Below are 21,334 nucleotides of genomic sequence, written 5' to 3'. Positions count from 1 at the left end.
GACCCTTTACGCTTTTCTTATGAAATATATGTTTCGAAGTTTGTTTCTGCTTCGATGCTTCCCGCTCCACGTGTGCGGTCTTCAGCCGATTGAAAACTAATTACTAAAATTCCAAACACATCTTCACGCGTTTCTACGATTCGTAAATTAGTTATGTTAATCAAATGTTTAGCTAAGAGCGCAGTAACTTCGGAAATAACACCTGGATAATCTGGAACATCTACATATAAGTCATAAACTGAATATATTGCTCCTTGAGAAGTGATCGGCAATTCATCTCTCACATGTTTTGCTCTTGAAAAATAATGTTCAATATGAGCTGGCTCTGCATTCATCAGCAATGATTTAACGGTATCCATTTCATCTTGCCATTTCTCAAGCTGGCTAATCAGTTCTAAACGATTTTGTACGGTAATATCTCGCCACATGACTGGGTTTGATGAAGCAATTCGGGTAATGTCCCGAAACCCCCCTGCAGCAAGTTGACTTGTAAAAGGGAATCCTTCATTTTCACCTGATAATTGATGAACCAGCGACGCTGCGATGATATGTGGGAAGTGGCTGACTACTGCTGTCATGTGATCATGTTCTTCCGCTGTCACAAGATGGATCTTTCCTTTGGTCGGTTCCAGAATCTCTTTTAATTTCAAGATTTGATTTTCATCTTCATGAGCCAAGGGAGTCAGCAAATAGAAGGCATTCTCGAATAAATGTGGCTTGGCCGCCAATACCCCACTTTTATGGGAACCAGCCATGGGATGTCCACCAATGAACGTAATGCCTTTTTGTCTGAGTGATCTCGCCTTTTCCATGATGATTTTTTTCGTGCTGCCCGTATCTGTTAAAATGACGTTTTCTTTCAATGTCCAATTTTGTACTTCATTCATCAGTTGCACAGTTGTATGAACAGGAGTCGCAAAAACAATGATATCTGCAATTCGTGCCGATTCACTTAAATTAAAAGCCATTTCATGAATGGCACCTAATTTTTTCGCTTGACGGACGGTGTGTGGATCAATATCAAACCCAATAATACTGACTTTTGGATTCTTTTGTATGGCTAAAGCAAGTGAACCGCCGATTAAGCCTAATCCTACAATCAACACATGTGACGTCATGCAAAAACTCCATTTTCCACTAATACATCTAGTAAATTTACTAAGAAATCTTCATTTTGTTGTTGCGTACCAATGGTGACCCGAATATAACGAGGCGCACCAAGTGCATTCCCACTACGGATGATATACCCTCTTTTCATCAGCTCTTCAAATACAAAATCACTATCTGCTTTTACTTCGAATAACACAAAATTTCCATGTGACGGATAGATGTGTAAATTGTGTGCAGATGCAAAAGCTTCAAATTGCTTTTTGCCAATTTCATTACTAACCTTACATTCATCAAGGAACGACGTGTCTTGTAATGCAATTAATGCAACGGCTTGACTAAGGACCGTATTATTAAAGGGTGCTCGCACTGGATCTAAACGGAAGATCAATTCTTCTTGAGCAATTGCATATCCCACACGGAATCCAGCAAGACCATAAGCTTTTGAAAATGTTCTCATGACAAGGAAATTCTCATGATTTTTAACAAGCTCAGTTGAATTTTTGTATGTTGGTTCATTTATGTATTCGAAATAGGCTTCATCTAAAACAATTAAAACCTCTTTTGGTACTTTTTGAACAAACTCTTCAAGTTCCGCTTGTTCAATTAATGTACCCGTTGGATTATTTGGTGAACACAACCAAACCACTGCAGTATTTTCATCGATTTGACGGAGCATTTCTTGTAAATCGTGCGATCCGTTTTTGTTCAGTTTGACTTCCCGAACTTCTGCACCATCAACAATTGCGTTATGACGATATTGTGAAAAAGTAGGTGTCGCCATGACCGTATTAACTCCAGGTTGTAGTAGTGCACGAGAAATGATCATAATAATCTCATCGGAACCATTGCCAAACATCAATTGACTTTCTTTTACGTCTAATGATTCAGCCAATGCATGACGTAAACCACTTGCGTATCCATCAGGATAAATTGCGTGGTTCGTCGATAACTTATCCAAAAACTCATTTACTTTTGGTGATGAACCAAAAGGATTTTCGTTTGATGCAAGTTTCACTATTTCGTTAAGTCCGAACATTTTTTTCACTTCATCTACGGAATGTCCCGGTTGGTAAGGCTTCATTCCAGTTAGTTGATTTTTCCACTTCATAGTCAATCGCCTCTTCTTTCTTACATCTTAGTTGAAATTAAATCCGGTCGCAATTTCATCGCTTCATTTAAATAGATATGTTGAATATCACGTTGAGCACGATCTGTATTTACATGCATCAACACGCGGATACATAACGTAATTGCACCTGGTACGTCCATTTCATGTGTGCACATAACCGGTACATAAGTCCATTTTGGAATACTGCGAACGGCTTTTGCTGGAAATGCAGCGTGAATATCTGTTGTTGTAGAAACAATCACTGATGCAACATCTTCGGGTTCGATATTGTTCTCTCTTGCCATCGTTAAGATAAGTTTTTCTGTTTCTTCTAAAATATGTTGAGGTGAATCTTCAGTAACAGTTGTTGCTCCTCTTATGCCTCGCATCATTTGTACCCCTCCTTACTCCATTTTCGTAATTGTGTATCCGCCCATATTATGTCTTGTAGTGACACAACCTTCATAACAGGTACTCCAATTTTCTCAAGTAATACAAAATGAAGATCACCGAAAGATGCTTTTTTGTCACGTTTCATATAGCTCAGGAGTGTGTTTAAATCATGTTGTAGGACGGGATTAAATGAATAGCCAAATTCCGAAAGTACTTCAAATAGTTTCCTGGCAGTTCCTTTATGAAGCGAAACAATTTTTTCACTTAAAATAAGCGCAAACACTAAACCGATTGCAACAGATTCACCATGTGTTATTTTGCCATATCCATTTGAAGCTTCAATCGCATGTCCATATGTATGACCAAAATTAAGATACTTTCTAACAGATTGTTCAAACTCATCTGCCTCGACAATTTGTGTTTTAACTTGAATACCTTTTACTAAATAGGTTAAATATTTCGAAGGTGAAAGTTCATCAAAAGTTGAGAGTGAACACAACTCTTCTACCCAAGCATGATCTGAAATAAGTGCATGTTTGATGACTTCTGCCATGCCGGATAATATTTCCTGTTGTGGCAATGTGCTTAATATCGATACATCAAATAGCACCGCATCCGGTTGATAAAAGGTACCAATCATATTTTTCCCCTGGGGATGATTAATTGCTGTTTTACCACCGACTGCACTATCATGAGCTAAAATGGTCGTCGGGCATTGGAAGAATGGGATGCCTCTCATAAAAGTAGACGCGACAAAACCAACCAAATCTCCACATGCCCCCCCGCCAAAAGCAAACACGATGGATTTTCTTGTGCACCCTTTCTCAAGTAGGAATGAGTGGCACGCCATGAATGTTTCAACTGATTTACATGATTCACCTGAAGGTAATTCATACACATCGATCTGATTGCTCACAATTGATTGGAGCGGTTTCAGTAATCGCTCTAGATGCAGTTTAGCAACCACTTCATCTACAAATATAACCACATGATCAGCGCGAAGTAATTGATCTTTATAAAGAGGCAATACAGTCTCATATATAGATGATCCTACATGAACGTCGTACTGTTTATCTTGCATATCGATTGATATGGTGTGCATGCTTAGAACTCCTTTGTGTAAGCTCGATGTTGATGAATCGATTCAAGTAGTTGAGGCATTTGATCACTATGAAACTTATCGAGAATCGCGTTAGCAATTTCCCATGCCACAACATGTTCAGCTACCACTGAAGCTGCAGGAACCGCACAACTGTCCGAACGTTCAATACTTGCTTTAAATGGTTCTTTAGTAGAGATATCCACGCTTTGTAGAGGTTTATACAACGTTGGAATTGGTTTCATCACACCACGTATAACAATAGGCATTCCTGTCGACATGCCGCCTTCTAACCCACCCAGTCGGTTTGTAGTTCTGCTGTACCCTTGTTCTTGATCCCAAACAATTTCATCATGAACTTGGCTCCCAGGTTTACGTGCCATTTCAAAACCTAAACCTATTTCTACCCCTTTAAAGGCATTAATGCTCATCACTGCCATTGCAAGTTTAGCATCAAGTTTGCGGTCATAATGCACATAGCTTCCTATACCAGCTGGCATCCCTTCGACAATTATTTCAACGACTCCACCAATCGAATCACCATTTTCTTTTGCTTCATCGATTGCGGAAACCATTTGTTTTGATGCTTCTTCGTCTACACAATAAACAGGGTCAGTTTCAATAATTTGTCGAATTTGTGAAACAGATAGCCCTTCAGCTTTAGATGGATCGGCTTTAATTCCACCAATTTCTGTTACATGAGAGACAATACTGATCCCAAGTTCAGAAAGCAATTGCTTGGCTACCGCTCCAACTGCCACACGTACCGTCGTTTCACGTGCAGATGACCGTTCTAAGACGTTTCGCAAGTCCGTATGACCATATTTCATTCCACCTACTAAATCAGCATGTCCAGGGCGTGGACGTGTAATCTGGCGTTTAATGTCCTCGGGATTAAGTCCTTCGTTTAATGGCTCTATTCCCATGACATGTGTCCAATGTTTCCAGTCATCATTTGTCACAACAAGCGCAACAGGTGAACCTAAAGTTTTCCCATGACGGACGCCTGATGTAATTTCAACCGTATCGGTCTCAATTTGCATACGTCTACCTCTCCCATGACCTCCTTGCCTTCTTTTTAAGTCTTTATTAATCATGTCTGCAGTAATGTTCAGTTGTGCAGGCAATCCTTCTATAATTGCGGTCAATTGTGGACCGTGAGATTCACCAGCTGTTAAATAACGCATAACACTTTCCCCCTTCAACTCGCTAAAGTATTTTAAATAACACTATACCACAAATTATTTTCATTTTCACATAGAAAAACGAAAAACGCCATTCTAGCTCGACTCCGACAGAAGAAACGACAAAAACCGATTTCGTTTTTTTTCTGAAGCGGAGGCGCGAAGTGGCGCTAGTAGCTAGACATTAAGACTGTTTGAGATACCCGAAATTGCTCTCGGATACCTTTCTTTCCTTACTACCTATAATAGTATAATAATTTTACTTCTAATTGTATGAAAATATTTGAAAAATGCATACTTTCTAATTAATATAAAAAAACAGCCAAATGAGAAATCATTTGACTGTTTAGACGATTAGTTAATCCAGTTGTTAGCGTCTTTTGAGTAAGAAACAAGCTCTTCTTCTTTGAAGAATAAACCAATTTCACGAACAGCGCTTTCAGCTGAGTCAGAACCGTGAATGATGTTTTTGCCAACAGTTACTGCAAAGTCACCACGAATTGTTCCTGGAGCTGATTCTTTAGGGTTTGTAGCTCCAACTAGCAAACGAGAAGTAGCAATTACATTTTCGCCTTCCCAAACCATTGCGAAAACTGGTCCAGAGGTAATGAATTCTACTAGTTCACCGAAGAACGGACGCTCTTTATGTTCACCATAGTGTTCACCAGCAAGTTCTGGTGTAATTTGCATTAATTTTGCTCCAACTAATTGGTAGCCTTTCTTCTCGAAACGACCTACGATTTCACCGATTAAATTACGTTGTACTCCGTCAGGTTTTACCATCAAAAACGTTCTTTCCATTAAAAACACTCCTTCAAACTATCATTAGGTTTTATCCACCGTTAAAAATATTACCATTGTCTTCAAATTTGTACAACTTATTAAAATTTACGTTTCCCCATATAGAGGGCAATATCACGCAGAGATTTTTTGGCAGGTGATGCTGGGAGCTCATCAATCTCTTTTAAAGCCTTTTTCAAATAACGGTCACTTATTGCTTTCGATTTGGCAATAGCATCTGATTCGCGTATCCGTTTGATTAGTTCGAGTCGTTCAATTTCCGTCATATTCCCTGACAATGCATGTTCAAGGGCTGGCCTGAATTCTGGTGAATCTTTTAAGAAAAGTATCGGCAATGTAATATTACCTTGAATTAAATCAGATCCAGCCGGTTTTCCAAGCTCTTTATCTGACGATGTAAAGTCTAAAATATCATCGATGATTTGAAATGACATCCCTACGTAATAGCCGAAACGTTTTAAATGAATGATGGTTTTTGGGTCCGCATCTGAAACCAATGCACCTAATTGGCAACTGGATGAGATTAATAAGGCTGTTTTTCTTTTAATTCTTCTGAAATAATCTTGCAGGCGTTGGTCTAATTTGAATTTATCTTCGATTTGAAGAATTTCACCAACACAAATTTCAACCATTGTATATGAAAGAATCCGATGTGCCTCAGGCTTTTGAATTTCAGTTATGTATTCAAGAGCACGTGCAAAAATGAAATCACCAGTATACATGGCAACTCGATTATTCCACTGTGCTTTTACAGTCAATTGTCCTCGTCGCATCTCAGAATCATCGATTACGTCATCATGAACTAGCGACGCCATATGAATGAGTTCTAACGGTACTGCTACTCGCAACATTCGTTCAATTTGATAATGTCCGAATTTTGCTGCAAGCAAAACAAAAACGGGTCGTAGCCGCTTTCCTCCCGCAAGTAATAAATGAAGAGAAGCTTCATTGAGTAAGTCTGAAGACGAATTCACCGCTTTTTCTAATTCTATTTCGATGAGATCTAAATCTGAACGCATATCAGAATAGAGCATCTTCAACTTCATCTTTTCCACCATGTAACCTTCTCTCAGTAACTAATCTTTTTGATCCCAATATGTCTTGCAGCTGCACCGCCGCTATATGGTTTGTATTCAACTTGATCAAAGCCTGCTTGTTCAAGCATTTTTGCGAGTGCTTTCATCCCAGGGAAATCTTTCGCAGATTCCTGTAACCAAGAATACTCTTTGTAACTTTTCGCGAAAAACTTTCCAAAAATCGGCATAATAAATTTAAAGTAAAAACGAAACAATTGCTTGTACACTGGTAATTCTGATTGTGATGTTTCTAGACATACAAACATCCCACCCGGTTTAAGTACTCTGTTAATTTCTTTTAATACCTGCATATAGTCAGGTACATTGCGGAGTCCAAATCCGATGGTAACGTAGTCGAACATATTGTCTGAGTAAGGTAAATCCATTGCATTCCCATGAATTAATTCAATCTGAGGATATGCTTTAACTTTTTCTTTACCGACGTTTAACATGTTTTGACTAAAATCTAATCCGATGACTTTTCCTGAAAGACCTACTGCATCCCCCATAGAAATCGTCCAATCGGCTGTGCCACAGCACACATCAAGCGTTGTGCTTCCTTGTTGGACATTCATACGCTCCATTGTATCTTCACGCCATTTTTTATGTTGCTGAAAACTGATGACAGAATTCATCTGATCGTAATTACCAGATATTTTTTCAAATACTTCATGTACACGTTGTTCTTTTGATTGGGTCATGTCAATATCACCTTTCTCTCATGACTAACACTTGCTCTTTTAATCTTAGACCATACATTTCAACTAAGAATTGTTGGATAGAATTATCGAGTAGGTGAGAATGTGATATTTCATCCATCATTATTATTTTTTGCTTTTCTAGCTCTAGTTTTAATAATTCTTGCCAATTTCGTGAATAACCAAGATATTGTTCACTATATGCTAAAGATTCCTGGAAACGCGTAACTTTCATTTGTTTAACAAGTTCTAATTCATGTTCAATTCGATGAATTAACATACCTCTCCGAACAAATGGTTTATATTGATTAAAATTAAAATGCTCATAATATTGTTCAATTGATAAACTTTCTATTGTTTGAATCGATGTCATCCATTCCTCAAACGATTGTTTCACATCATCGTAAAAAGAAGCTTTTTTCTCACTAATATCTATAATTCCATTCGATAACGTTCGAATTAATTCAACATTGGATAACCGCGCTAACATTTGATAGTAAAGACCACTATAATAATCTCCCGCTAGCACAGTCAATTGTTGGCTTTTAGAAGATGCATTTAGTTCTTTTATTTGATCATGTGCAGCTAATGCACTGTAAATGACTGCAACAGAAATAGCTGACTGTTCATGTTCATCATTCCACTGATTACCGTTTAGTAAAGGCAATAGCAAAAAAATAAACGGTCATCACGTAATTCCGGTTCCCCCGTATGTCTACGTAGAGTCCGGTGACGAACGTACACCAGTATTTTCGACTTAAATTTTTCAATTGTTTGTTGAATGATTTGTTCGTTCATCTTACGTGCTCCATTTCGGTATATTGCCTGTGTCGTATTTTGTCATTATAACACAGGCCGGCCAGTCATTCACGTTGACAGAACCTATTTTTTAGTTTCGCTAAAAATTATGCCGTGTGTTGTTTGAATTTCTGCCTTGCCACGAATTTTCATTGCAGAAGTGTGTTCTGTAAATTGTGCGATCATGACTTCACCACGATCTAATTTTTCTGAGTGATGAAATTTTGTATCTGTCCCTCTTGTAAGTCCAATTACATGAACTCCATCTTCTTCAGCACGAATTACAATGTATTCTGTTTGTGCCATACTATTTCTCCTTCATGAACGTTTTTGTCTATTTATCATAGCATAAAATTATCACTAAAGTTTTCTTACTAGTTCATTTGGATGAACGATAAAATCTCACTACGTTTTATATCATCTTTTTCATAAACCCCACGTGCAACTGCCGTAACTGTTTTGGCACCTGGTTTTTTTATTCCGCGCATCGTCATACACATATGCTCCGCCTCAATCACCACATAAACACCATATGGATTTAACATCTCCATAATCGAATCGGCAATTGTAGAAGTAATTCGCTCTTGAAGCTGCGGGCGTCTCGCTGTTGTTTCCACAGCACGTGCTAATTTACTCAAACCCGTAACGATCCCGTCCCTTGGAATATATGCAATATGAGCTTTCCCATAAAAAGGAACCAAATGATGTTCACACATGGAATGAAACGGAATGTCTTTTACTAATACTAATTCTTCATGGTCTTCATGAAAGACGGTTTTGAAATATTCTTTTGGGTCTTCTTGCAATCCAGAGAACATCTCTGCATACATTTTCGCCACGCGTTTCGGTGTTTCAATTAATCCTTCACGGTTTGGATCTTCTCCAACCGCTTCAAGTATCATTTTTACTGCTTGCTCTATTTGTTGTAAATTCACTGTCGACATGAAGCACTCCCCTGACTAGACAAACCTTTTTTCTATGTGCATCTTAGCACAACCATAAATGTTACGCAAAAACACTTGATTCGTCTACACAAAATGCAAAGTAATCTAAGAAAGTAGCCAAATCAAAAAAGAATGGCTTCTGTGAGTATTCACAAAAGCCATTCTTATGTAGTTGCAGACGCGTCTTATTTTACCGCGTCTTTAAGAGCTTTACCTGGTTTGAACGCAGGTACTTTGCTTGCAGCGATTTCGATTTCCATGCCTGTTTGGGGGTTACGACCCTTACGAGCAGCACGTTCACGAACTTCAAAGTTACCAAAACCAATAAGTTGGATTTTTTCACCCTTTGCAAGAGCGTCTTGAATTGTATCAAATACAGCATCAACTGCTTGGGAAGCGTCTTTTTTAGAAAGTTCTGTAGCTTCAGCTACTGAGTTTACTAATTCTGTTTTATTCACACCATTCACCTCCTCTCAAAGGGGATGGAACCTCAATCATGTAAAAAGAGTATCATAACCAAAAAGGCTTCGCAACAATATTTCCAACTCATATTGCAAGTTCATGCAGAAAAATGATAGACAACAAAAAAGAACAGGACTATTCGCATAGTTGAATGCGACGTCCTGCTCGTCTCTATAAGATAAATGTGACCATTCCACGATCGCCTTCATTTACCATTCGTTCAATCGTTTCACGCATACGTTTTTTAGCATGTGTCGGAACAGCTTCTGTTTTAAAACGCATACTTTCTTTCAGCATTTCGCTTAATGGTGTTCCAAATAAAGATGTTTTCCATAAAGCTTCACGATCGTGTAGGTATGCGTCTTTTAAATCTTTCAACAATTGCTGACTATGGAATTCAGAACCAATTAGAGGTGAAAACTCCGCTTCCATGTCTACTCGAATAATGTGGAGCGAAGGTGCTTTTGCTTTCATTCGTACGCCAAAGAAATTGTTTTCCTTGACTATTTCAGGTGCAGATGGTGTGAAGTCCTCCACTGCCGGTAAAGTAACACCATAGCCACTTTCTTTGGCCATTTCAATGGCTTCGTGGAATCGTAAATACGATTTCTTAGCGTATGATGCTTCTTTCACATATAAAAGCCAGTCTTTTTTCGTGACGATCGGCTCTTCCAAAAATTCAAGATAAACCGATTGGAAGGATTCCCCTGTTAACTCAATTTGAATAGATGCTTTTCCTTTTCCTGCATTCACTTCAATAACCTCTGAATATGCAACGAAAGGTTCTTCAGCTAAATATGTTGCTAAATCTTTTACATCTCGGATTTTAGAGACTTGTTGAGACCACGTATCTAACGAATTATTTAGTGATACCTTTAACGGATGATCATTATCTAATACATCCATCCATTCAGGTGTTAACAAATCGAAAGATGTGACAGGAAATTCATAAAGTGCTTCTTTTAATACATTTTGGATCTCACTTACCGTCATTTGATCCACGGCTGTTGCGATAACTGGTACATCATATTTTTTACAGAGGTCATCACGCAATCCAAGAGTTGATTCATGTGCAGGGTGTCTTGTATTTAGCACGACGACAAATGGTTTGCCAATTTCTTTTAGTTGGTTAATAATATCTTCCTCTACCTTTTCCACAGCTGTTCGCGGAATGTCATTAACCGAGCCGTCCGTGGTCATCACAATCCCGATAGTTGAATGATCGCGAATTACTTTGTCGGTACCGATTCGAGCTGCTTCTTCAAAAGGTATAGGCTCGTGATGCCACGGAGTGTGGACATACTTAGGACCATTCTCATCTTCATGACCTTTTGCACCTTCAATAATGTATCCTACACAATCTGCCAAGCGAATATTGAAACGGAATGAATCTTCCCCAACTTGTATGCTAGTACCATGAGCTGGGACGAACTTCGGTTCTGCTGTCATGATTACCGCACCCGGAGAGCTTTGTGGTAATTCATCTTGAGCACGAATTTTTTCCACTTCATCTGTCATATTCGGAATTACTAAATTCTCCATTACTCGTTTTACAAAAGTAGACTTTCCAACTCGTACTGGTCCAACCACACCAATATATACATCTCCATTTGTCCGTTCGGCTATTTGTTGATAAAGCTCTTCAGCCATATCGTTGCCCCCTTTCCCTACGCACTTTATCGTATGCACAAAAAAAACGTTTCATGCATATGCACGAAACGTTTGTCTCTATTTCTATAATTTTATTTTGGGGAAATACCGATTATGGTACCAAACTTAAGCACGTTATACTCAACCGAAAGGTCACATGTCCTGTAATAGCATGGTCTATGTCTTTATAAAAATACAAGAAATTTGGGAGTACCCCGAAACCAGCGTTCATAGCTTTTCCTACCCTATATTGATGTCACCAAAAAACAGTATTTACAAATAACTAACGAGCTTTTTTAGAATGAAAGGACTTTTCAATAACCTCCCCTAAATATGATATACTTAAAATAAAGATGAGTCAGAAATTAAAACCTTTCAATTGTAATAGAGAATCGCGCACATTGCCCAGTTTTTCTTAGCGGACTTATTTATCTTCTTCTGATAAAAATTCCGGTTCGTTTTTTTCATTTACCGTATATGGTAGTGAATAGGCTGGAACTACAGGATATTTATCGACAAGAAGATAGCGAATATCTTCTCCAGGAGTAACTTTCGGTTTATCTTCCTGAAGAATACGATTTAAGTCTATCGAGTAATCGATATAAATCGTCCCGTCTCCAGTAGCAACCAATGGGAGATTAACATCTGAATATGGACTTGGAACGGTTTGTTCATCTTCATAACCCATAACTTTATAATCCAATTTATAGACATTTTTATCGACTTGTTCAGCAATTGGTCCATAACCATTAATTCCTAATTTAATATTTAATTCTCTTATTTTTTCAGCACTACGTAAATCGACTACTTTTACAGTGGGGTTCTCTTCCACATCCATAATGACATACTGAAATAACCCGCCATTTTCGTATGCATTCGGAGGAATTTCACTTAAATATGCAGGTACAATTTTCTCGAAATCAATTGGATATTTAATGTATTGGTCGACATCCTGATCTCTGTTTTTAATTGGCAACATCCCATTAGTAGCTTCTTGGAACTTTTCAACGGCTACTTGAACAGACGTCAATTGATCATCATAGGGCTTTTCATTTTCTGCTCGTTCAGAGTCAGGATACATACATCCCGACATTAGAATTGCAGCAAACATCGCTATACAAAATAAAGATAATTTTTTCATCATTTCACCTCATGAACGTCCTGTAGGACCACTGAATACAATATAAACCATACTTAAAAAACCAACGATAAGAAGTACATATGCTACAAGCGCAAAAATAAATTTAAAGACACGATTATTTATTTTATTTCTACTAAAATAAATTAACCCCATAGAAATCATCATAAAGCCCATGGAAGCAAATGAAACCCACATTTTGTCCATTGACGACATATACTCTACCACCCTTCACTATCTTTCAACTATTAAGTATAACATGAAAAAACAAGAGGCAAAGACTCGCTACCTCTTGTTTTGTGACGATTTATTGATATTCATACAAATCTTCCATTTCACGTTTCTTCACTCTGTCCATTAACTGATCAACCGCTGTTTTTGGATCAACATGTTCAAATAATACAGCATACAATGCTCTAGTTATTGGCATCGGAACTTTGTGAAATTCAGATAACTGATAGGCAGCTTTCGTGGTACGAACACCTTCGACGACCATACCCATCTGTTCTAATACTTCGTCTAATTTCATTCCTTTACCTAACAAGTTGCCAGCACGCCAGTTTCTTGAATGAACGCTTGTACATGTCACAATTAAGTCACCAATTCCGGTTAAACCGGAAAAAGTTGAAGGCTGCGCCCCGATTTTTGTGCCAAGTCTTGCAATTTCAGCAAGTCCCCTTGTAATAAGTGCAGCCTTCGCATTGTCCCCATAACCTAAACCATCCGATATTCCAGCTCCCAATGCGATGATATTCTTGAGAGCTCCCCCAATTTCAACGCCAATGACATCTGAATTGGTATATACACGAAAATGTCCATTCATAAACAGATCTTGTACTTTTTCAGCATACAGAATATCTTCACAAGCAGCTGTTACAGTAGTGGGATGTCTTAAAACTACTTCTTCGGCATGACTTGGTCCAGAAAGTACGACAATTTCCTCGATTAGATGTGATGGGACTTCTTCGCGAATGACTTCAGAAATCCGTTTTAAAGAATCTGGTTCAATTCCTTTTGAAACATGAACAAATAGCATCGGTTCATTTATCATTTCTTTCAAATTACGACACACTTCACGAATTCCTTTAGTCGGAACAGCTATCACAATGATTTTCCCATGACCAGCTGCTTCTTCAAGTGAAGACGTTGCTTTTAATGTTTTTGGTAGAATTGTACCCGGAAGATACTTTTCATTTAAATGTTGATCGTTAATTTCGTCCGCCTGATCTTTACGATGAGACCATAATAAACACTCGTGCCCGTTATCGGCAAGGACAATACTTAAAGCTGTCCCCCAGCTCCCAGCACCTAATACGACTACTTTTTCCATGTTAGCAACTCCCTTACTGGAACAACTTACGTTCTAGCACGTGTGATAAGGCGAATTGGTGTTCCTTCGAAATCGAATGATTCACGAATTCTGTTTTCCAAGAATCGTTCATAAGAGAAATGCATAATTTCTGGTTCATTTACGAAGACGACAAAAGTTGGTGGCTTGATTGCTACTTGTGTAGCATAGTAAATGCGCAGACGACGCCCTTTGTCCGTTGGCGCAGGATTTCTTGCAACTGAATCTTCAATAACTTCGTTCAAGATACTTGAAGTAACACGCATTGCATGGTTTTCACTGACACGGTTAATAACCGGCAATAGTGAGTGAACTCGTTGTTTTGTTTTCGCGGAAACGAAAATAATTGGAGCATAATCTAAAAACAAGAAGTGACTTCGAATCAATTTAGTTGTTTTGTTCATTGTTTTCTCATCTTTTTCCACTGCGTCCCATTTGTTAACAACGATTATGACCGCTTTCCCCGCTTCATGAGCGTATCCAGCAATTTTTTTATCTTGTTCTTGTATACCTTCTTCACCGTTTAACACGACCAATACAACATCAGAACGTTCAATTGCCCGAAGTGCACGAAGTACACTGTACTTCTCTGTCGTTTCGTAGACTTTCCCTTTTTTACGCATACCCGCAGTATCAATGATAACGTACGGTTGATCTTCGAATTCATATTGTGTATCGATGGCATCGCGGGTTGTTCCTGCAATTTCACTAACAATTACACGCTCATCTCCTAAGAAAGCGTTAACTAAAGAAGATTTCCCGACATTTGGTCGACCAATTAATGAAAACTTGATGACGTTTTCAGGATATAACTCCTCTTCTTGTTCAGGGAAGTTTTTTGCTACTTCATCCAACAAATCTCCAAGTCCAAGACCGTGTGATCCCGAGATTGGGAATGGTTCACCAAATCCCAGTGAATAGAAATCGTAAATCATCGAGCGCATATCCGGGTTATCGATTTTATTAATCGCCAATACGACAGGTTTCTTCGTTTTATACAAAATCTTCGCAACTTGCTCATCTGCAGCTGTCACGCCTTCGCGTCCGTTCGTTAAGAAAATGATAACGTCTGCTTCTTGAATGGCGATTTCTGCTTGTTGGCGAATTTGTTCTAAAAAGGGCTCATCCCCAATTTCAATTCCGCCTGTATCAATAATATTAAATTCATGAGTTAACCAATCAGCCGCGCTATATAGACGATCACGTGTAATACCTGGAATATCTTCCACTATGGAAACGCGTTCACCAACAATACGATTAAAGATTGTTGATTTTCCTACATTCGGTCGACCGACGATTGCTACTACCGGTTTAGACATATTTTTCATCCTTCCAACTTCTTCTCTAAAGTATTATACATAAGAAAAGTATAAAACGCCAAGAAAGCTCGACATTTAAAGGCTAATTATGCTTAAACAGACAAAAACACACCATATGAAATCGATTTTCGTGTGAATTTTGAGTGCTCATATATAAGCGGTCGCTTATAGTAAATCTATACGATTTCAGGATTCGCTGTCATTGCGAGTATTAATTCTCTTACGAAAATATTGGAAATATTAAAGAATGTTGCATTATTATATATAAAAAGAAACAGTACATTTCCGCCTTGTATGAACAAAAATACAATAAAAAAAGTTGCAGACATTAGAAATTGTCTACAACTCTTTGTTATTTCCGATTGGCATATGTATGCGTATCGATTCCACGAAGGGTTAAGTAATGGTGTAATTCACCTGAAATAATAAGTGGGACATTTTGCAAATCTTCTATAGAACTAGCCCCGAGAGATACCATTAACATCGTCAAATCTTCTTTTATCAATTTTATTTCTTCTATCGTCGCTTCTTCTCCATCATTTACTAATGTTTTTAGGAAAACACCTGCTAACCCCACGGCAGAAGCACCTAACGACAAACACTTCACAAGGTCAAGTGCATGTTGTATGCCACCGGATGCAATCACAGGAATTTTAGTGTCGAGAGAAGTTGTTTCAATAAGAGTAGCTGCAGTAGGAATTCCCCAATCATTGAAGTAGGTAAGTTTACGATGACGTCTTTCATTTTCTATTGCAGCAAAATTAGTTCCGCCAAAACCACCTACATCAACGGCTGCAACGTTAATTTCCTGTAGTTTCAAAAAACTTTCTTGAGAAATTCCAAAGCCTGTTTCTTTTACAAACACGGGTACTTCAAGTGATCTTACCAAAAGTTCAATCCTTTGAAGTGCCCCTTTAAAATTCCGATCCCCTTCAGGCATCGTTAATTCTTGGATAACATTTAAATGGATTTGAAGAGCATCTGCTTCCAACATGTCTACGGCTTTCTTTGCTTGATCCAATGAGGCTTCACTACCAAGATTCGCGAAAATAATCCCATTCGGATTTTCTTTACGTATGGTAGTATATGTTTCGATTTCTTCCGAATTCTTAATGGCAGCCATTTGAGAACCCACAGCCATAGGAATATTCATTTCACGAGAAATACGGGCTAGTTGACTGTTTAACTCAGTCGTTTTAGCTCCTCCTCCACCCGTCATTGCATTAATAAAAAAAGGCGAATCAAATATGAGTTCGCCAATTTGAGCTTGCAATGACACGCTTTCCCAACTGCTGTCAGGAAGTGCTTGATGTACGAAACGAATATCATCTAACCATGTTTCTCTCGATTGTCCGGTCGACAATGCATGTTTAATATGGTCTAATTTCCGTTCTGCTCTAGTCATCTACTACTCCATTATTTAAAGTTTTTTAATTTATCACCAATAACATCACTTATTGAAAAACCTTTTGATTCTTCAGGCATTTCATAGTCAATACCTGAGTACTCATCGTCTTTTTCTACTAGATCTTTAATACTTAATGATAAACGCTTATCTTGTTTATTGACTTCTAATACTTTCACTTGCACCTCTTGCCCTTCTTTTAGCACCTCATGTGGAGTACCGATATGAGTATGTGCAATTTGAGAAATATGGACAAGTCCTTCTATGCCAGGAAATACTTCAACGAATGCCCCGTAAGAAACAAGGCGTTTAACTGTACCTGTATGGACAGACCCTCTTGGTGCTTTGTCTTCAATTTCTTCCCATGGCCCAGGAAGTGTATCTTTAATAGATAAAGAGATTCGTTCACTATCACGATCAATGGACAAAACTTTCACTTTGACCTCTTGCCCTTCGTGAAGTACATCTGATACTTGTTCAACATGTTCATGCGACAATTGAGAAATATGAATAAGGCCATCCACCCCGCCTAGATTCACAAACGCCCCAAATGCAGCAATTCTTTGAACAGTACCTGTTAATTCATCACCAGCATTTATGTGATCAAGTACATCTTTTTTATTTGACTCTTTTTGAGCTTCAATCACTGCACGATGAGAAAGAATGATACGATTTTTTTCTTTTTCCATTTCAACAATTTTAAAAGTCATAACTTTCCCTTTGTAATCCTCAAAAGAATCAACAAAATGATCCTCCACAAGTGAAGCCGGAACAAATCCGCGGACCCCAAGGTCAACGACAAGCCCACCTTTGACAACATCCTTTACTTCTGCTTCAAAAATTTCACCACTAGTAAACTTTTGTTCTAGTGAATCCCATGCCTCAGCGGCATCCACTTTACTTTTAGACAACACAAAATTTTCATCTTCAACTTTTGTAATGATTAATTTCAACTCATCACCGACTGAAACGACGTCAGAAGCTTTTTCAATGTGTAAGCTTGACAGTTCACTAATCGGGATGACCCCATCAAATGGTGCACCCTCAATTGTGACAGTAACTGCCTTTTCTTCAACTAGGGCAACCTTACCTTTTACAAGTGTTCCTTCACGGAACTCTTGGTTTTCCTGCAAGTTCATTTCCTCAGACATATAGCATCCTCCTTCACAACGTTCCAACCTTTATTTTATGCGAATACTTCAATAAAAACAAAAATTTCAACTTTTGATTAACGATTATGACAAATATTACGATTTATGCTCATCTAATAATTCTTGAATTCGGCTCATGATTACACTTGTGACTTCGTCCGCTGAAGCTCTTTGCTCGCGATAAGGCTGCATATCTATCGGTTTTCCATAGACAACCTTCAAACGTCTAAATGACTTATAGGGCCCAATAATTGCACATGGAACTACGTCAGCTTCTCCTTTAAGCGCGAAAAACCCAGCTCCTGAAAATCCTTTTCCAAGCTCACCATTTTTACTACGAGTGCCTTCTGGGAAAAGACCCATTACTTCCCCGCCTTTTAATATGGCTATGGCTCTCCTTAATGCTTCCCGATCACTTAATCCACGTTTTACTGGAAAGGCATTTAATTTTGGAAGGAGCGGTTTTAATATTGGTGCATTAAATAATTCTGCCTTCGCCATGAAGTATACGGGTCTTGGTGCTGTAATTCCAACGACGGGTGGATCAAGGGCATTAATGTGGTTCGTACAAATTAATACTCCGCCAGTTTTTGGGAAATGCTCCAAACCATGGATATCGAATCGATAAACCGGTTTCAATACTGTCCAAACAAGTGACTTGGCAAAATGGTATAAGTTCATTTAGCTCAACCTCTCTTTCGCTAACTGAGTTATGCGTTGTGCAGTTTCTTGAATGGACAAATTTGTTGTATCCAAATAAATGGCATCTTTCGCTTGAACAAGAGGTGATGCTAATCTTTCACTATCCAATTTGTCACGTTCTGCGATTTCTTTCATTAGCAGTTCCACAGTTGAAGCAATTCCACGTTGTTCATTATCCAACTGACGGCGATTAGCACGTTCTGCAACAGAAGCAGACATAAAAACTTTTAATTCTGCGTTAACCATTACATGAGTACCAATGTCACGGCCATCCATAACCACGCCACCACTTTCAGCCATTTGCATTTGACGTTTAACCATTTCTTCACGAAGACTAGCATGTGCTGCTACAGCTGAAACGGAAGAAGTTACTTTATTCGAACGAATAGCATTCGATACATCTGTTCCATCCAGTAAGACCAGTTGTCCTTCATCAGATGGGATTAACTCAATATTGGTTTCAAGCAGTAAAGAAGCTAATAACTCTTCGTTTTCTAAATCTATGTTTTGTTCCAGTGCTTTATACGTAATCGCCCGATACATAGCCCCGGTGTCAATATAGGTATAACCCAGTTCATCAGCCACAATTTTTGCGATCGTACTTTTACCCGCCGCCGCAGGTCCATCAATGGCTATTTGAATCTTCTTAATCACGTGATCAACCCCTTAACTTTCTCACACATATTGTACCACAGCTCAACAAAAAAAAGCCCACCTTCGTGAGCTTTCATCTCGGTTTCAGTATTACGATAGGCATGGAATTTTCTTTGAATTTTGATTACAACCTTAGTAAGCTAATTTAACATTTCAGACTTCAAAACTTCTTTTGTTTCAGTATCGATCATTATACGGAGTGTGTTCGATCCATGATTAGTTTCTTTTAAAACCATTAACTCGTAGCATAATCTTTGCTGTAACCGTTCATTTTCTGTATACCCTAGTCTTTCACTTTCAACGCTTACTTGATCAGTAAAGAATTCATTCCAATCTATCGTTACTAATTTTTGATCAGGCAACGTCTCTTTTTGAATATATTCCAGTGCATTGACACCTAGAATCTCGCCATCGTCCTTTGCAAGTTTCAATTGAATCGCATCTGCATAAATACGTGCATTGTTTCCTGGAGATAATCGAACAAATACGACATGCCAATACAAGTGGTTTTCACGAGTTTCAACAAGTTCTACATCATTGAAGCCATATGATTTTACAGCCTTCTCAGCTTTCGCTTTCATTTGTTCTTGCGTGATGCGATTGTCTCCAATAGGACGTTCAATTAACAAGGATAGGAGATGTCCACCTTTTTTAGTGTAATCTGCGTAACCAATTCGGATTCCTTCGTGAAATTGAATATGGTAAAACGGATATGGTGCATCAGGCTTACTGCTGGATGTAACTAAATTTGCGTTTTTAAATGCTGGGAATGTGTTTTTCATTCTTTTTACAACTTGTTGTTCCGTAACAGGTTTATCCTCGATAGCTTTTAAATCTTTTTTCTTTTGATCATCGGATTCACTTGCTGTTAATGGAAAATCACTTTCGGAATATCCTTTAACTGTTTCGGACATACCTGTCCATGTTTTTGAAGGTTCTCCTGCTTTAATTTCTTTTTGCCACTTAGAGAATGATTGTTGTTTTGCTAGCATTTCCGTTGTTGCATTTTGCCACTCAAAAGAAAAATCATTTAAATTAGTCGCTACATTATTTGTGACTTTTAACCATTTATCTTCGGGCACTTTATCTTGGCTTCTTAATTTTGCATATTCACCAAGTCTCCCTAAATAGTTCATCCATTCATTTGAAAAATCTTGTTGCAGTGGAAGAGAAGCGATATTGCTTTTTATTTCTGAAGATAGTCTCCAAATATTTTCTAATGGTTCGACTTGTGCGGTTTTGTCTTTAAAGACTGTTGCACTCTGTACGGATTTTTGTAGCTCAGTTAATTTTTCAGATGCATCGGATATTTGATTTGTGTATTGTGATCTTAAGCTATATTGTAATGCTTCTTCATTTTGTTTCGAATTATATAAAAATACGCCCATTACAATTAAGGCGATTGCTAATACACCAGATAAAATCTTCACGTCATTCCTCCTCAATCACAGAATATATGTTTCCCAATTGTTTTTATTTGAGGTCTACCCCAAATCCAGTCACTGGTTGCTGTCACAGGGTTAAAATAATACAGTGCGTTTTCAGATGGATCCCACCCATTTAACGCATCAAGTACAGCTTCTTTTGCTCGTTCATTTGGTGTTAGCCATATTTGTCCATCGGCAACTGCCGTAAATGCCCGCGGTTGAAAGATCACTCCACTTATCGAATTTGGAAACTGTGGATCTTCTACACGATTTAAAATAACTGCTGCTACAGCAACTTGACCCTCGTATGGCTCACCACGTGCTTCACCGTACACCGCGTTGGCCATCAGCTGTAAATCTTGTTCCGAATATTTAGATGGAAGTTGTGTTTGTTCCGGTTGTTTCGCACCTTGGTTTGCCCCTTTTTTAACTTGTTGTTCTAAAGGAGTACCCCCATAATGTGTAAATTGATTTCCTTTAGCTATTTGATTGTGTACAAATTCTTTATTGTATTTCGCAACACTTGCTAACTTGTTTTTCGTTGCTTGCCCTGCAATCCCATCAACTGGTAGTCCATATTTCTCTTGAAAATTCCGAAGTGCCCAATATGTTCCGTATCCAAATTCCCCATCAATCTTGTTTTTGTACAACCCGATGTATTGCAAACGTGATTGTAATTCAATTACATCATCACCAAATGCACCAAGCTCAATCTCTTGTGCTGAAAATGCCTCTGTAGGATGGGTGGAGCTAACCGAAAACACTAACAAACTAAACGTCACCATACTTAAAAGCCATTTATTTTTTCTCATCGACATTTCTCCTTTTTTTTAGAATGAGGAAAATGACGAATTTTATACAAAAAAA

Annotated in this window: 23 protein-coding genes; all 23 read right to left on the bottom strand. The window is 38.2% G+C overall.

Translation table 11 applies throughout. The features are described 5' to 3' along the window. Nucleotides 1–17 precede the first annotated feature (17 nt). The 23 genes from GY23_RS02785 to sleB all read right to left on the bottom strand — a co-directional run bounded on the left by GY23_RS02785 (nt 18) and on the right by sleB (nt 21,279). On the bottom strand, nt 18–1,118 hold the full coding sequence (locus GY23_RS02785) for a prephenate dehydrogenase (protein ID WP_075617680.1): 1,101 nt from the start codon (nt 1,116–1,118) through the stop codon (nt 18–20). Then, a complete protein-coding gene (gene hisC, locus GY23_RS02780) occupies nt 1,115–2,218 on the bottom strand; it encodes a histidinol-phosphate transaminase (protein WP_075617679.1) in 1,104 nt (367 codons plus the stop codon). Before hisC ends, GY23_RS02785 begins: the two co-directional genes overlap by 4 nt. Nucleotides 2,219–2,238: 20 nt before the next feature. Continuing rightward, nucleotides 2,239–2,610, bottom strand: coding sequence for a chorismate mutase (gene aroH, locus GY23_RS02775; protein WP_075617678.1), 372 nt, complete (start codon nt 2,608–2,610; stop codon nt 2,239–2,241). After that, nucleotides 2,607–3,713, bottom strand: coding sequence for a 3-dehydroquinate synthase (gene aroB / locus GY23_RS02770; protein ID WP_075617677.1), 1,107 nt, complete (start codon nt 3,711–3,713; stop codon nt 2,607–2,609). Before aroB ends, aroH begins: the two co-directional genes overlap by 4 nt. A gap of 2 nt (nt 3,714–3,715) precedes the next feature. After that, on the bottom strand, nt 3,716–4,897 hold the full coding sequence (aroC, locus tag GY23_RS02765) for a chorismate synthase (protein ID WP_075617676.1): 1,182 nt from the start codon (nt 4,895–4,897) through the stop codon (nt 3,716–3,718). Nucleotides 4,898–5,248: 351 nt separating this feature from the next. Continuing rightward, nucleotides 5,249–5,695, bottom strand: coding sequence for a nucleoside-diphosphate kinase (ndk, locus tag GY23_RS02760; RefSeq protein ID WP_075617675.1), 447 nt, complete (start codon nt 5,693–5,695; stop codon nt 5,249–5,251). An 80-nt stretch (nt 5,696–5,775) separates the two neighbouring features. Continuing rightward, nucleotides 5,776–6,750: a heptaprenyl diphosphate synthase component II gene (hepT, locus tag GY23_RS02755; protein WP_075617674.1), complete on the bottom strand. Its 975-nt coding sequence runs from the start codon at nt 6,748–6,750 to the stop codon at nt 5,776–5,778. Nucleotides 6,751–6,764: 14 nt separating this feature from the next. Further along, on the bottom strand, nt 6,765–7,472 hold the full coding sequence (locus tag GY23_RS02750; RefSeq protein WP_075617673.1) for a demethylmenaquinone methyltransferase: 708 nt from the start codon (nt 7,470–7,472) through the stop codon (nt 6,765–6,767). A 7-nt stretch (nt 7,473–7,479) separates the two neighbouring features. After that, nucleotides 7,480–8,136, bottom strand: coding sequence for a heptaprenyl diphosphate synthase component 1 (locus GY23_RS02745; protein WP_245827546.1), 657 nt, complete (start codon nt 8,134–8,136; stop codon nt 7,480–7,482). 215 nt (nt 8,137–8,351) lie between these two features. After that, nucleotides 8,352–8,573 carry a trp RNA-binding attenuation protein MtrB gene (gene mtrB / locus GY23_RS02740; protein ID WP_075617671.1) on the bottom strand — a complete coding sequence of 74 codons (222 nt, stop codon included), beginning with the start codon at nt 8,571–8,573 and terminating at the stop codon, nt 8,352–8,354. Between the two features lie 68 nt (nt 8,574–8,641). Continuing rightward, complete coding sequence (gene folE / locus GY23_RS02735) at nt 8,642–9,211, bottom strand: GTP cyclohydrolase I FolE (protein WP_075617670.1); 570 nt, start codon at nt 9,209–9,211, stop codon at nt 8,642–8,644. Nucleotides 9,212–9,396: 185 nt separating this feature from the next. Further along, on the bottom strand, nt 9,397–9,669 hold the full coding sequence (locus tag GY23_RS02730) for an HU family DNA-binding protein (RefSeq protein WP_075617669.1): 273 nt from the start codon (nt 9,667–9,669) through the stop codon (nt 9,397–9,399). Between the two features lie 175 nt (nt 9,670–9,844). Continuing rightward, complete coding sequence (gene spoIVA / locus GY23_RS02725) at nt 9,845–11,323, bottom strand: stage IV sporulation protein A (protein WP_075617668.1); 1,479 nt, start codon at nt 11,321–11,323, stop codon at nt 9,845–9,847. 424 nt (nt 11,324–11,747) lie between these two features. Continuing rightward, nucleotides 11,748–12,464: a hypothetical protein gene (locus GY23_RS02720; protein ID WP_075617667.1), complete on the bottom strand. Its 717-nt coding sequence runs from the start codon at nt 12,462–12,464 to the stop codon at nt 11,748–11,750. A gap of 9 nt (nt 12,465–12,473) precedes the next feature. Then, nucleotides 12,474–12,677: a DUF2768 domain-containing protein gene (locus tag GY23_RS02715; RefSeq protein WP_075617666.1), complete on the bottom strand. Its 204-nt coding sequence runs from the start codon at nt 12,675–12,677 to the stop codon at nt 12,474–12,476. A gap of 91 nt (nt 12,678–12,768) precedes the next feature. Next, nucleotides 12,769–13,791 carry an NAD(P)H-dependent glycerol-3-phosphate dehydrogenase gene (locus tag GY23_RS02710; RefSeq protein WP_075617665.1) on the bottom strand — a complete coding sequence of 341 codons (1,023 nt, stop codon included), beginning with the start codon at nt 13,789–13,791 and terminating at the stop codon, nt 12,769–12,771. Nucleotides 13,792–13,817: 26 nt separating this feature from the next. After that, nucleotides 13,818–15,128 (bottom strand): ribosome biogenesis GTPase Der, encoded by a 1,311-nt coding sequence (der, locus tag GY23_RS02705; protein WP_075617664.1) that lies wholly within the window; start codon nt 15,126–15,128, stop codon nt 13,818–13,820. A 352-nt stretch (nt 15,129–15,480) separates the two neighbouring features. Continuing rightward, nucleotides 15,481–16,533: a type 2 isopentenyl-diphosphate Delta-isomerase gene (gene fni, locus GY23_RS02700; RefSeq protein WP_075617663.1), complete on the bottom strand. Its 1,053-nt coding sequence runs from the start codon at nt 16,531–16,533 to the stop codon at nt 15,481–15,483. A gap of 11 nt (nt 16,534–16,544) precedes the next feature. Continuing rightward, nucleotides 16,545–17,684 (bottom strand): 30S ribosomal protein S1, encoded by a 1,140-nt coding sequence (rpsA, locus tag GY23_RS02695; protein ID WP_075617662.1) that lies wholly within the window; start codon nt 17,682–17,684, stop codon nt 16,545–16,547. Nucleotides 17,685–17,780: 96 nt separating this feature from the next. Next, nucleotides 17,781–18,365: a lysophospholipid acyltransferase family protein gene (locus GY23_RS02690; RefSeq protein WP_075617661.1), complete on the bottom strand. Its 585-nt coding sequence runs from the start codon at nt 18,363–18,365 to the stop codon at nt 17,781–17,783. Continuing rightward, a complete protein-coding gene (cmk, locus tag GY23_RS02685) occupies nt 18,366–19,040 on the bottom strand; it encodes a (d)CMP kinase (protein WP_211270636.1) in 675 nt (224 codons plus the stop codon). It lies immediately after the preceding gene. 140 nt (nt 19,041–19,180) lie between these two features. Further along, entirely contained in the window at nt 19,181–20,470 is a 1,290-nt protein-coding gene (locus GY23_RS02680; protein WP_084543945.1) for a PepSY1/2 domain-containing protein, read from the bottom strand. An 11-nt stretch (nt 20,471–20,481) separates the two neighbouring features. After that, on the bottom strand, nt 20,482–21,279 hold the full coding sequence (gene sleB, locus GY23_RS02675) for a spore cortex-lytic enzyme (protein WP_075617660.1): 798 nt from the start codon (nt 21,277–21,279) through the stop codon (nt 20,482–20,484). Nucleotides 21,280–21,334 lie beyond the last annotated feature (55 nt).

This window comes from Paenisporosarcina indica, from assembly GCF_001939075.1.
Lineage (GTDB): Bacteria > Bacillota > Bacilli > Bacillales_A > Planococcaceae > Paenisporosarcina > Paenisporosarcina indica.
This window is presented reverse-complemented; position numbering and strand designations above follow the sequence as displayed.